The organism is Aquimarina sp. MAR_2010_214, from assembly GCF_002846555.1.
Taxonomy (GTDB): domain Bacteria; phylum Bacteroidota; class Bacteroidia; order Flavobacteriales; family Flavobacteriaceae; genus Aquimarina.
Window position 1 is genome coordinate 2668418 of record NZ_PJMS01000001.1, and the last position, 13285, is coordinate 2681702.

General features: G+C 31.5%; 12 protein-coding genes. 11 read left to right on the top strand and 1 reads right to left on the bottom strand.

Annotated features, from left to right (window positions below; translation table 11 throughout):
- Window positions 1-9 precede the first annotated feature (9 nt).
- Window positions 10-2160: a thioredoxin domain-containing protein gene (locus ATE84_RS11300; protein ID WP_143273612.1), complete on the bottom strand. Its 2151-nt coding sequence runs from the start codon at window positions 2158-2160 to the stop codon at window positions 10-12.
- A 181-nt stretch (window positions 2161-2341) separates the two neighbouring features.
- Between ATE84_RS11300 and ATE84_RS11305 the strand changes: the two genes are divergently transcribed.
- From ATE84_RS11305 to ATE84_RS11355, 11 genes are all read left to right on the top strand, one after another.
- Window positions 2342-5635: a VCBS repeat-containing protein gene (locus ATE84_RS11305; RefSeq protein WP_101448054.1), complete on the top strand. Its 3294-nt coding sequence runs from the start codon at window positions 2342-2344 to the stop codon at window positions 5633-5635.
- A gap of 137 nt (window positions 5636-5772) precedes the next feature.
- Window positions 5773-6336, top strand: a complete 564-nt coding sequence (locus ATE84_RS11310; protein ID WP_101448055.1) for a GNAT family acetyltransferase — start codon at window positions 5773-5775, stop codon at window positions 6334-6336.
- A 16-nt stretch (window positions 6337-6352) separates the two neighbouring features.
- Entirely contained in the window at window positions 6353-6934 is a 582-nt protein-coding gene (locus ATE84_RS11315; RefSeq protein WP_101448056.1) for a Crp/Fnr family transcriptional regulator, read from the top strand.
- A gap of 78 nt (window positions 6935-7012) precedes the next feature.
- Complete coding sequence (locus ATE84_RS11320; RefSeq protein ID WP_101448057.1) at window positions 7013-7543, top strand: NADPH-dependent FMN reductase; 531 nt, start codon at window positions 7013-7015, stop codon at window positions 7541-7543.
- Window positions 7544-7575: 32 nt separating this feature from the next.
- On the top strand, window positions 7576-7989 hold the full coding sequence (locus ATE84_RS11325; protein ID WP_101448058.1) for a nuclear transport factor 2 family protein: 414 nt from the start codon (window positions 7576-7578) through the stop codon (window positions 7987-7989).
- 5 nt (window positions 7990-7994) lie between these two features.
- Complete coding sequence (locus tag ATE84_RS11330; RefSeq protein WP_101448059.1) at window positions 7995-8723, top strand: GNAT family N-acetyltransferase; 729 nt, start codon at window positions 7995-7997, stop codon at window positions 8721-8723.
- A gap of 208 nt (window positions 8724-8931) precedes the next feature.
- Complete coding sequence (locus tag ATE84_RS11335; RefSeq protein WP_101448060.1) at window positions 8932-9180, top strand: GlsB/YeaQ/YmgE family stress response membrane protein; 249 nt, start codon at window positions 8932-8934, stop codon at window positions 9178-9180.
- A 305-nt stretch (window positions 9181-9485) separates the two neighbouring features.
- Window positions 9486-10268: a hypothetical protein gene (locus ATE84_RS11340; protein ID WP_101448061.1), complete on the top strand. Its 783-nt coding sequence runs from the start codon at window positions 9486-9488 to the stop codon at window positions 10266-10268.
- 264 nt (window positions 10269-10532) lie between these two features.
- A complete protein-coding gene (locus tag ATE84_RS11345; protein WP_101448062.1) occupies window positions 10533-11468 on the top strand; it encodes a hypothetical protein in 936 nt (311 codons plus the stop codon).
- A gap of 8 nt (window positions 11469-11476) precedes the next feature.
- Entirely contained in the window at window positions 11477-12550 is a 1074-nt protein-coding gene (locus ATE84_RS11350; RefSeq protein ID WP_101448063.1) for a hypothetical protein, read from the top strand.
- Between the two features lie 190 nt (window positions 12551-12740).
- On the top strand, window positions 12741-13160 hold the full coding sequence (locus ATE84_RS11355) for a hypothetical protein (RefSeq protein WP_158237231.1): 420 nt from the start codon (window positions 12741-12743) through the stop codon (window positions 13158-13160).
- The last annotated feature ends 125 nt before the right edge of the window (window positions 13161-13285 follow it).

Consider the following 13285-nt stretch of genomic DNA (forward strand, 5'->3'; position numbering starts at 1 on the left):
GAGGTGTTTTTATAATTGTTTGAGAGCTTGCTCTACACTTTGAACAGGTAGTTTACAAGCTCCTTCCTGGCAGACATAAATAAAAGTTTCATTTTCTATATACTTGTCTTTAAATACAGGAAGTGTACTTTCTTGAGTACTTGCCACAACGATAGCATTCGGGATATAATAAGAATTAAAAATATCAGCTATTGAATCTGCCTTTTTTCCAACAATTACAATCTCATAAAAAGGATAAACAGTATGAAGCTGCAAAGCACTCCACTTAGAAAAATCTTTCGCATTGTCCTTTAAATAATCTGTCATAGAAGATAACATGTGCTTTGATTTTTTTGTGAGCTTGTTATCATAATTTAGAATTCCTAGTTTTTTCAAATTATGACCCATAACTGCATTTGGTGATGGGATCACCCCATCATCAACTTTAATTAGTGTAGAGATCAATTTACTTTCTTTGGTATATTTAAACATCTTAGTAACCGAATCTGCAAAGTGTGTATTAGCAATGGTATGTAAAGTATTTGCACGATCCAGGTATTTCGTTTCCAGAGTTACACTATATAAATTAATAGTTGCATCAATAAGAAAAGCATAATCTTCTATAAAACCTTCCTGCTGCTTATCACCTTTTTTAAAAGTATGAACCAGAAAATCGTTTCTGGTATTGTTTTTATTAATAAAGTCAGAAAGTGTGATGGCTTTGGTTAAATATTCTTTATTTCCGAAAGCTTTGTATGCATCAATAAACCCATTAATCAATAAGGCATTCCAAGAAGTAATCACTTTATCATCAATGGCAGGAGATATTCTTTTCTGTCTTTCGTTAAAAAGTAACTGTTGCCATTTAGTTTTTAGAAGAGACAACTTCTCTGGTAAAATATTATTTTGAGCACTAAATATACTGTCGTTAGTAGACTGCTTTATAATGAAAGAAACTTCTTTTTCTGAATCATCAGAAGCTCCTAAATCATAATATGTAGAAAAAAGAGAATAATCATCTTTTAAAATATGTTGTAACTCTTCTTCTTTCCATTGATAATAGCTTCCCTCTTTACCTTCACTATCGGCGTCTATTGCCGAGTAGTATCCACCATGCTGACCTTTCATTTCATGTTCTAAGAAATTAATGGTCTCTTTTACGATGGTTTTATATCGTGCTTTTTTGAAGATTTTGTAGGCTTTAGAATAGAGGGTGATCAATTGAGCGTTGGTGTAGAGCATTTTTTCAAAATGAGGAACTTTCCAATATGGATCTGTACTATATCTATAAAAACCACCTCCTATATGATCATAAATACCGCCAGATGCAATTCTGTCTAATGTATTTTCAACGTGATTTTTGATCGTATCATTACCTGTTAATTTTGCATAATCCATAAGGAACTCCAAACTATGAGCCTTGATGAATTTTTGATTCCCGAGATCTCCTCCCCATTCAAGATCCCATTTTTTTTGCCATTTTTTCACACTTAAATTAAGAGCGTCTTTTGACAAAAGTGAACTGTCATTTTTGGGTTCGATTACATTGGTCGCATGTATACCCGACGCAATTTTATCGGCATAATCCCTTAGTTTTTGAGGATCAGTTTGATATAAGTTAATGATTTTGTCTAGCACTTCTTTCCACTGTTCATTGGTGTGATAAGTACCTCCATATACCGGTTTTCCATTCGGAAGAATAATAACATTAAGAGGCCATCCGCCACTGCCTTGCATTAATTGAACAGCAGTCATGTACACATGATCCAAGTCAGGGCGTTCTTCTCTATCAACTTTGATATTTATAAAATGCTCATTCATTATCTGAGCGATATTTTCGTCTGCAAATGTTTCTTTTTCCATAACATGGCACCAATGACAAGAAGAGTAGCCGATACTTACAACTAATAATTTATTAGTTGTTGCCGCTTCTTCAAGAGTACTATCACTCCAAGGTCTCCAATCAACAGGGTTATGTGCATGCTGTAATAAATACGGACTCGTTTCATCAATCAGTTTATTGGTATATGCATGGTCGTTTTTTGATGGAGTATCCTTGCATCCAAAAATAAATAGTAATGAAGTGAAAAAGGTAAATTTTAGAATTCTAGAAGTATTTAGCATTTCGTTACAAAAAGGTATATTTAGACCAAAATACAATAATTTGTAAAATATCTTCAAGTATGATGCTTTAGAGATTTGTTTATGATAAGAAATGTATAGTGTAATCTGTCATTTTATAAAATAATTCAGGTTGTTTGTCTTTAAAAATATGCTGTTTGGAGGATAAGTTTATAATCAAAAAAAATGTTCCTTATTTTCAAAAATCACAAAAAAGGAAGGACTAATTTTTAAAAATATTATGCGGAATATATTTTACTTCATAGCGCTAATTTTGCTGTTTTCTGGGTGCTCAAAACATCAGAAAGAAGATAATGTCGTTGTAGAAAAGAAACCGGTTGCAACACTATTTGAAAAAGTTTCAGAAACTCATAGTACTATTAGTTTTAAGAATAAGGTTGAAGAAACATTATATTTTAATTTTCTTAATTATTCATATATCTATAATGGAGGGGGAGTTGCTGTAGGAGATATTAATAATGATGGATTAGAAGATATATATTTTAGCTCTAATCAAGGAACTAATAAACTCTATCTTAATAAAGGAGGTTTTGTTTTTGATGATATTACAAAAAATGCTGGAGTTACAGATGATCAAGGATGGTCTACTGGTGTTTCTATGATAGATATTAACGCAGATGGATGGTTAGATATTTATGTATGTAAGTCGGGTGCACTAAGGGATGAGAATAAAAGAAAGAATAAATTATATATCAACCAAAAAAACGGAAAATTTATAGAACAAGCAGATCAATATGGTTTGGCTTCCAGTGCTTTTTCAACTCAGGCTTACTATTTAGATTTTGATAAAGATGGGGATTTAGATGTATACCTATTAAATCATAGGCCAGATTTTAATAATAATGTGAATATAGACCCAAGAATTCAGTTTAATTACCTTCCCGAAAGTAGTGACCAGCTTTTTGAAAATAAGAAAGGAAAGTTTATCGATATTACTCAAAAATCTGGACTATTAAATAAAGCCTGGGGACTTAGTGCATCTATTGGTGATTTTAATGAAGACGATTGGCCCGATGTTTATGTAGCTAATGATTTTTTAGAATCTGATTTTCTATATATCAATAATCACGATGGCACATTTACCAATACCATCCTTAACACTTTTGATCATATCACTGCAAATAGCATGGGGTCTGATTTTGTAGATATAAATAATGATCTAAAACCCGATCTGGTAGTTTTAGATATGGTATCAGACGATCACAAACGAAGCAAAGAAAATATGGCATCGATGAGTACCGAAAATTTCAACGAGTTGGTTGAAGCAGGGTATCATCATCAATACATGTCTAATGCGTTACAACTAAACCTGGGGAACGGTGTGTATAGCGAAATAGGGCAGTTATCTGGGATTTCAAAAACAGATTGGAGCTGGGCTCCTGTATTGGCAGATTTTGACAATGATGGATTTAACGACCTTTTTGTGACTAATGGTATTCTTCATGACCTTTCTAATCAGGATTTTAGAAACAAAATGAAAACCAATATTCGTAATCGAAAAAAAGTAACATTGGATGAAGCAATTGGTATGATGCCTTCTACTAAATTAAGTAACAAAATGTTTCTTAATAAAGGAAACCTAACATTTTCACCAGTTACCGAAGAATGGGGATTACAAGAAAAAGTGAATTCTAATGGAGTTGCCTATGCTGATCTTGATAATGATGGAGACCTTGATCTTATCCTCAATAATCAGATGGAAACTGCCAGTATCTATAAAAATAATCAAGAAAATAATTATATATCGATTACACTTTCTGGTAATGATAAGAACCCAAAAGGTATTGGTGCAAAAGTTAGTATCTATACCAAAAACCAGCAACAGTTAAAAGAAAATTACCCAGTGAGAGGGTTTCAATCTTCTGTAAGTCAACGATTACATTTTGGGTTGGGGGATGTAACCACAATAGATAGTATACAGGTACAATGGCCGGAAGGGAGATACGCTATCCTTAAAGGTGTAAAAAGTAATCAATTGCTTACAATTCATAAAAAAGAAGCGGAGCTAGCTACAAAGAGACCTAAAAAACAACAAATAAATACACCTGCTGTGATTAATGCTTCTCAATTTGGGATTCATTATAAAAATACAGAACGTAGTTTTGATGATTACAAACTACAGTTATTATTACCGCAAAAACAAAGTGAAAAAGGGAGAGCTCTTATTATTGATGATGTAAATAACGATGGAAAAGATGATTTCTTTGTAGGAAATGCCAAAGGAGCACCTGCAGCTATCTATATCCAAAAAGAAGATGGAACATTTAGAGCTTCTAGCACTTCAGTTTTTCAGAATGATAAAGAATTTGAAGATAATCAGGCATTGTTTTTTGATATAGATAATGATGGAGATCAGGATTTGTATGTCGCAAGCGGAAGTTATGAGGATCAGGAAAATAGTAATTGGCTTATAGATAGAGTCTATACAAACGATGGGAAAGGTAATTTTACCAGGGATACTACATTTCCTAAGGTCAAATCGATATCTTCTGCCATAGCTGCATCTGATATCGATAATGATGGAGATCTCGATCTTTTTATTGGTGGAGGAGTAGTCCCAGGTAAATATCCTATGTCATCACCTTCATATGTTTTAAGAAATGATCAAGGAAATTTTGTGAATGCAACCCATCAAATGGGTAAAGGATTAGAACAAATACACATGGCGAATGGTGCAATTTTTTCAGACTATGATAAGGATGGAGACGAAGACCTTTTAGTGATAGGAGAGTGGATGCCCATTACCATTTTTGACAATGATAAAGGAGTATTGGTTAAGAAAGATATAGATGCATTACAAAATACCTCAGGTTGGTATTTTACGATACAATCTACCGATATTGATAGTGATGGGGATACAGATTATTTGATAGGAAACATGGGACAGAATACTAAGTTTCACCCTACAAAAGACAAACCACTACATATTTATGCCAAAGATTTTGATCAAAATAGAAAAGTAGATATCATTCTAAGCAAAGAATCCAAAACAGGAATGTTACTACCAGTGAGAGGAAAACAGTGCTCTTCTGAGCAATTGCCTATGCTTAACAATAAATTTAAAACCTATAAGGAGTTTGCAAATGCATCGCTTTCTGATATTTATGGAGATCAGGATTTGAGAGAAGCAACTCATTATACGGCTACCAATTTTAATACTGTTATCATGCTCAATAATGGGAAAGGCGATTTTAGTATAACATCATTACCTGTACAAGCTCAGTTTGGACCTACCACAGACTTTATTGTCGAAGACTTTAATAATGATGGAGTAGAGGATGTTTTTGGAGTAGGTTCACTATATGAAGCCGAAGTAGAAACCATACGCTATGATGCCAACAAAGGATATTTTCTTTACGGAAATAAGGAAAACAATCAAAAATTTTCTATAAAATTACCTGCATTACAAGGACTACAGATAAAAGCAGCAGAACGTATAATGATCGGTGATAAAAAATATATCCTTCTACTATGTAAAAATGAGGAATTAAAATTATTACCTATAGATTTTTAAACTCTGATTTGATATCATACGCTTCATTATAGCTTCAAGTTTTAAACATAAAGATGGATTGCCTTAGTTATTTAGATAAGAGATATATTTGCCAGAGTAAGTATACCTAAGAAATGATTTAGTAAAATAGCTTAAAAATGGCGAGAACACGTATTGGTACTAGAGCTGATATAACAGGAATTCTTTCACTTCAGGAAAAGAATCTATTTAGTAATTTGACCGAAAAAGAACGGGAAACAGGTTTTGTAACCACTCCATTCACTACTAATCAAATCAGAGAGATTATAAAACAAAACGGAATTTTTATAGCAGAAAATGATGATAATGGGATTGTGGCTTATGCTTTTGCAGGAAATTGGAAATATTTTGAGCAATGGGAGATTTTTAATGTTATGATATCTCGTTTTCCAAAATTATCATTTGAAGGGCACCCAATTTCAACAGAAAATAGTTTTCAATACGGGCCGGTTTGTATTGATAGAGGTTATCGTGGGAAAGGATTATTAAATTTGATTTTTGAAGAAATGAGACTTGAATTTGTAAAGAAATATCCAATTAGCATGACCTTTATAAATAAGGTGAATATTATTTCTGAAAAAGCACATACTAAGAAATTAGGGTGGAAAATAATAGACGAATTCGAGTTTAATAACAATAGTTATATCGGACTCGCTTTTGATATGAAAAAATCGGTGTTGTAAACTTATAATAGAAGACATGGATCCAATTGATAAATTAATACAGCATTTTAGAGAAAGTATTGTTCTCACAGATCACGATGTCCACTGCATTAGTGAATGTTTTCATGTGGTAACTTTAAAAAAGAAAGAAGTTCTGTTGTATACAGGAGAGGTTTCTTTACATATGAGATTTATAGTAGAAGGAGCTCTCAGAAGTTATTATATGGATGAAGAAGCCCGAGAACACATCATCCAATTCGGAATAGAAGGCTGGTGGGTTAATGATTTATATAGTTACCTTACGAGAACTCCGGCCAAACAGTTTATCCAGGCATTAGAACATAGTGTAGTACTTCAAATTCATAGGGATGGATTAAACCAATTATATGACCAAGTACCAGCAATAGAACGTTTTTTTAGGCTTAAATTTGAAAAAGCATATGTTGCCTTACAAGATCGCACGCTCAACACCTTAAGTAAAACAGCAGAAGAACGATATTTTGAGTTTCGTTCAAAATATAGAGATATCGAACAGCGTGTACCACAATATATGATCGCTTCATATTTAGGAATGACTCCCGAATTCTTAAGTACATTAAGAAAAAAAACTACACTGTAATCGGTTCTTAATATACCTTAAGATTTTTAATGTCAAATAGTGGTTAGTTTGTACCAAATAATTTTAAAAACGGTACAAATGAAAAAAATCCTTGCATTTTCGGGAAGTAATAGTCCCAAATCGATCAATCAACAATTGTTGATTGCTGCAGTCAATAAAGTCCATAAGCATAATGATGTAAAACTCATACAATTATCAGATTATATAGTTCCTATATATAGTCCGATCATTGAAGAGAAGGGTATTCCAAAACCAATAAAAGAACTTTTTCAGCTTTTTACAGAAGCAGAAGGGTTTATGATTGCTTCGCCAGAGCATAACGGACTTCCTTCATCTTTTTTCAAAAACATAATAGATTGGCTTTCAAGAATCGATCAACGATTTTTTGGAGATAAACCAGTAGTGTTAATGAGTACTTCTCCCGGAGTAACAGGAGGAGCATCACATCTTCAGATTTTAGAAAAACTCTTACCAATATGGGGCGGAAAGATATCTGGTATATATTCTTTAGGAGATTTTAATAACAAGTTTGATATAAGCAATTCATCAATTCTAGATCCATCAGAGAACGCAAAACTAGACAAGAACGTTAAAACACTAATACAATAAATACATAATCACTCTTAAAAAAAAATAAAAACATGAAAAATACAGAAAACAGTAGCACAGTAGTACATGATTATTTTAATGCCTTTCAAAATGGCAATATGGATAAAGTCTTAGATTTGTTTCATGAAAACTGCCTGATCGTAAGTGTACGTGACCAGGAACGTAAAAAAGAGCAGCTTCATGGTACATATAGAACCAAAGAAGAAGCAAAACAGTTTATTACCAACATCGTTAATTTATTTACGACCAAAGAATTTAATGTAGAAAGAGTAATCTCTGAAGGAAATGTCGTTTTTGCAAATGGAAAATTTTCACACGAAGTAAAAGCAACTGGTAAATTATTTATAAGTGATTGGGTCCAGTTATGCATAATTGAAAACGGAAAAATTAAAGAATATAGATTTTATGAAGATTCGGCAGCTTTTGTAAAAACTTCACAAAACTAAACTTTATGAAGGAGACCATAATAAATCACCTTTTCGAGTTTTGGGAATATATAGGAGCCCAAGGAAACTTTTTAAATAGAGGTGATGGGTATACCTATACAAATCCCGAAAAAAACTCCTGGCCCAATAAAATTTTTGGGATAGATCCAAAGATAGTAAATCTGGAACAACTTCATACAAAAATGAAGAATGGGACTCTACCAAAATCATTAGGAGTAGCCGAAAATGAAAATATAGAAAAACGATTACTACAGCACAATTTTGAGCAGCAATCAGTGGTAAAAGCAATGTTTTTAGAGACTTCTAAAAATACAGCACCCTTAGATGATTTTGCTACGATAGAATTAGTTGATAATGATCAAAAGGCAAAAGTATTTGCAAGAGTTTCATCAAAATCATTTGGATATCAAATACTACCAGAAACTATAATTTCATTAGTTAGGCACCAAAAAAAAATACGTCTTTTTTTGGGTAAACATAATAGTGAATATGTAAGTTGCGGAATTATATATCATGATAAAAATGGATGTTCTGGGATACATATGATAGGAACACTACCAGAGTATAGAGGAATGGGGTTAGGTAAAATTATGACCAACAAACTGTTGTTTGAAGCGTACAGAAACCTAAGTGATATTGTTGTTTTGGTAGCATCTAAATCTGGTGAGAGAATTTATTCTAAAATTGGATTTATAACTGATGGAACACTAAAAAGTTATACTGTTAATAACTAGATGTAGCCTCATTTTGCTGTACTATACCTAGTTTTTCACCCTTAAATTGTGATAATCTTTGACATGCCAGATACTGAAATAATACTAAAAACAAGATTTATCAAGAAGAAGAGGTCAGTCATATTATGACATTGAAAAGCTAAACATAGCTGATAAGTTCATCTTTTTTTAATATATTAATACTCTATTAATAATTAAAACTAACAATATGGAAATAATCGTAACAATTGTTATTGGAGCAGTAGCGGGTTGGCTAGGAGGTACCATTTATAAGGGTGGTGGCTTAGGTCTCATTGGTAATATTATCGTTGGAATCGTAGGTAGTTATGTAGGATCCTGGCTTTTAGGGAAATTTGGGATTCATCTGGGTACTGGTTGGATCGGTGCAATACTTACAGGAGCTATAGGAGCGATAATCATCCTGTTCTTGATCAATTTAATAGTTAAGAAACGATAATCAATATGCTTACCTATTTTGATTATATAGTTGTATAATCGATAAAAGGGTAAGATAACTTAGATACTAATAATACTATAAAAGCTACCTATTTGGTAGCTTTTTGCATTTTGTATAGGTAAGAAGTTTAGATTTTGTAGGTAATAATATACATAAGATATACCAAATGCTTTTCGGTAAATTAAATCATTATAGTATTTTAGATGAAAATAGCAGTGTAATAAACGTTTATTATACATTTACAAACGATTGTAATTGATCAATTGTTATTATAACATTGTTACCACACATTTGAGAAAAACGAAATGAATAGAATAATAACGATACTGATTTTAGCAATTTGTTTGACAAGTTGCTCTGACAATAAAATTGAAAAGAAAGGATTTCAAGTAAGCGAAATTTCAGAAGATGAAAACGGACAAAAGATTGTCGGGCTGAATATTGACTCTCTAAAACTTGAGACACGACCAAGAAATGTACTGCTGACAAATAATCCTGAACACAGAATTTCACCAATTTACAAAGTCAATTATAACAAGAAAAACGAATCTTACACAGGCTCAAACTCTTATCACACGAATTGGAACAGCGATTACGAAGACGGAAACAATTGGAATAACAATTTTATGCCTGGATTTGAGGCTGTTTATGGATATAATTTTGTAAATATTTCTCACTATAATAACCAAACGAAAGAGGAAAACAAACTATTTGAAAAACCAGTACTAATCAAAACACTTTACTATCCTGCTTTCACAAAAGACACTCTGAATTTTGAATCTGTAAATCGAAAATATTATATGGTTTCTGTTTATGACGAAGATTCTAATAAAGATGGTTTTATAAATGTAAAAGATTTGAGAAAATTCTATCATTTTGATATTGAAGGAAAAAACAAACGGAATTTAATTCCTGCAAATTATTCCGTAATGAGTTCGGAATATGATTCAGCAAATGATTTTATGTATGTATTTGCAAAATCTGACAAAAACCAAAACGGACAAATGGAACAGAATGAACCGACAGATATATTTTGGATTGATTTAAAGAATCCAGAAAATGTCGGAATTCAATATAAAACGAAATAAAAACGTGTGGTAACAACGTATAAAATTAATTGCTTGGTACGAGCCTACTTACGAAAACCCTCGCGGATTTTCTATTCGGTTTGTATTTGCTAAATTCGTTGCTAAACCACGCAACTAATCTTATACAAGACCGTTAGCAAACATAAAGAATCAGTGAGCAAAATATTTATTCTGAATATATTATTGTGTTTTTCATATCTGAACGGAATCGCTCAGATAAATAAAAGTGAGTTGTTCGGTTTATGGACAAAAACTAAAATTGACATGAAAGATGGAAGTCAGTTTGTTTCTTATTATCCTTCTGACAAAAGATATATAGAATTTGATTTTAGAGAAAATCAGTATCTCTTTAACATCTATCCAGCGATACAAGGAAAGGAAGCTAATTATAGCTATGTTTTAAACGGTAATAGAATAATTGTTTCCCAAAATTTTGAATACGTAATCGAAAAGCTTGATCAGGAATTACTTATCATTGTTGAACGAATGGAGGGTCTCTCTGATGACAAGCTAAAAAGATACTATCTTACTAGAAAAAGTACTTTAAGAAATCAATTTGAAAAAAAACAAAATGATTCAACTTTGAATGCCACTCAGTTTTACACTCCAAAATATAAAGGAAACCTAACCCTGGATTTAAATAAAAAGTTAAAAAAACAATTAGGTATTGTATTAGCATCAGGAACCTTAACTCTCCAAGTTAAAACCAAAACTTCCATAACAACAGTTTCAAACAGTGAAAGCACAAATGATAAATTAACAAATTCTATTATTAAAACTTTAGAAAAATCTTTTAAAAAATGGGACTTAAAAGGCTTCGAAGATTATAAAGAAATAATTATTCCATTTATAATTTCTGTTAAGAATAAAGGTAGGTCAAGAATATGTAAGATTAAGCTTTTTTCTCAATCAATTGATGATCTTAATGCAGATTATGGAAAACCTTATGAGAATATGACTGAAAGCGGAAAATATTTCGATCTTGGAATTAAATCATACTCCGAAAGTTCATATGAAAAAGCAATAAAATACTTTTCTAAAAGTATTGAATGGGATCACTCCTTTATTGATGCTTTATACAATAGAGCCGCTTCATATTATGCAAATAATCAACAAAACTTAGCTTGCAAGGATTGGCAAAGATTGACACAACTAGGACAAGTAAAGGGTAAAGAACTCATGGATAAGCACTGTAAATAACAAACATTTTGAAAAAAAACATCTTCATAAAGGCTTTAGAGATTGGGTATAATAATCCTAAAGGAATCTCATACAATAAAACTAAAGAGAATTTGAATTATAAATTTGATTCTGACTTAGAAGAATTCAATTTTAAGTTATGGTTCTATCATAATTTCTTCAATGATAAAACAGAACCAAAAATTATTTCTCACAAAAATTCTTCAAATCCTGGTTATCAAATAACATTTTCCTCAAGACATCAATTAGAGCCATTTGACAATGATCTCTCTTTTCTTAAAGGAGAAGCTTTAAATAAATATATTGACTTTTTAGAGCTTGAAAGAACAAGAAAATCATCAAGAAAGGCTTCTTGGTTTTCCTTAATAGCAATAATTTTTGCAGCTATTGGAATTATAGTTCCTCAATATTGTAATAATAAAACATCTGATCAAACCAATAACAATATTGATCCAAAACAAACTAAATTTGAAAAAATCCTAGGAAAAGAAAATAGTGAAACTTTAGATTATCTAGTTTCAAATTTCGAAAATGACTTTTTAAAAAATCTATACCCAAATCTTGAACTTGAGCAAGCTTATAAAAGATTCTTAACAGAATTAAAGGATAATAAAACTGATCATTGGCGCGAAATATCTAAAAAAAGTAAAATCCGATTTCAAAAAAGTAAATTAAAGCTAGAAATCTATAGTTATCCTGATTCTGTATGGATTGAAAAAGACACTGCAAAACTGACTTTAAAAAGCTCACCAATGATTAAAAGAAGATACAAATACTTAACTGAGGATGGTACATTTGAGTATCGAAATTCAGAATCATCCTTTAATTACAAAAAAGGTGCGAATATTGATTCAATTATAGAACTGCAAAAAACTTGGAGAGATATAAATTATGTCGGTAAGTTTTGGAAAGCGTTAAAAGAAACGGGAAATGACAATGATTTTATCATTAAGTATTTAGATATGATTAATGTGGCTGGACCAATTCAACCTGAATTGATGACAAGGGAGATGTTAGATTTTGATATAGATTATTCTGACTACCTGATTAAAAGAATAATAGTGACAGAATTCGCATACTAAAGTACGTTTGCTAACACCAAGTATGTGATCATAGCAATTAAGTGATAACCTAAAGATTCTTGTATATTTGCTATGGCGCAAAGATTTTATGATGAGAAAATTATAAAATCTGCGCAGATAAATCGATGGCAAGGTAACATTTTGCTCTGCTACGACACATACTTATAACGTTAGCAAACATTTGAAAAAATTGAAATTAAAATATTCTGAATCTCATCCTTTAAAATCCTATGTCTTGAATGAACAATTCTTGACAAAAACTGAATTTATTGACAAGTATGAGAATTTTCAATGGCTGGATTTACTAAAACTTCAGCTTAGTGCGAATGAAAATCAAATACATTGTTCACCTTCATTGAACATAGAAGATGATAATGGGAATGGAGTATTTGTGTCCATTGTTGGAGAATTAAACGAATATGAATTCTATATCTGCTATAAAAGACCTATAACTCGAAAAAAGAAAAAATGGTTTGGACTTGTAGAATATGACTATTACGACAAGAATTTTTGTAGTGTAATTCCAGAACAAACAAAACAAGACGGACTTAACGCGTTTATGCTGTTTTATGAAAAGAATTACGAAGAATTGGAAGAAAAATGGGGATAAAACATTTGCTAACATCATATATAAAATCAAAGCAAAGTTTAGTGCTAGATCGAAAGGTCATTCCTTTTTGCAGTGGCGCTAGATTTTTATAAATTGAATAAGAAATAAAAATGCGCAGATAAATC

Excerpts from the sequence above, each read along its gene's own strand:
- ATE84_RS11305 (WP_101448054.1), top strand. The coding sequence starts at position 2,342 with ATGCGGAATATATTTTACTTCATAGCGCTAATTTTGCTGTTTTCTGGG.
- ATE84_RS11310 (WP_101448055.1), top strand. The coding sequence starts at position 5,773 with ATGGCGAGAACACGTATTGGTACTAGAGCTGATATAACAGGAATTCTT.
- ATE84_RS11315 (WP_101448056.1), top strand. The coding sequence starts at position 6,353 with ATGGATCCAATTGATAAATTAATACAGCATTTTAGAGAAAGTATTGTT.
- ATE84_RS11320 (WP_101448057.1), top strand. The coding sequence starts at position 7,013 with ATGAAAAAAATCCTTGCATTTTCGGGAAGTAATAGTCCCAAATCGATC.
- ATE84_RS11325 (WP_101448058.1), top strand. The coding sequence starts at position 7,576 with ATGAAAAATACAGAAAACAGTAGCACAGTAGTACATGATTATTTTAAT.
- ATE84_RS11330 (WP_101448059.1), top strand. The coding sequence starts at position 7,995 with ATGAAGGAGACCATAATAAATCACCTTTTCGAGTTTTGGGAATATATA.
- ATE84_RS11335 (WP_101448060.1), top strand. The coding sequence starts at position 8,932 with ATGGAAATAATCGTAACAATTGTTATTGGAGCAGTAGCGGGTTGGCTA.
- ATE84_RS11340 (WP_101448061.1), top strand. The coding sequence starts at position 9,486 with ATGAATAGAATAATAACGATACTGATTTTAGCAATTTGTTTGACAAGT.
- ATE84_RS11345 (WP_101448062.1), top strand. The coding sequence starts at position 10,533 with ATGAAAGATGGAAGTCAGTTTGTTTCTTATTATCCTTCTGACAAAAGA.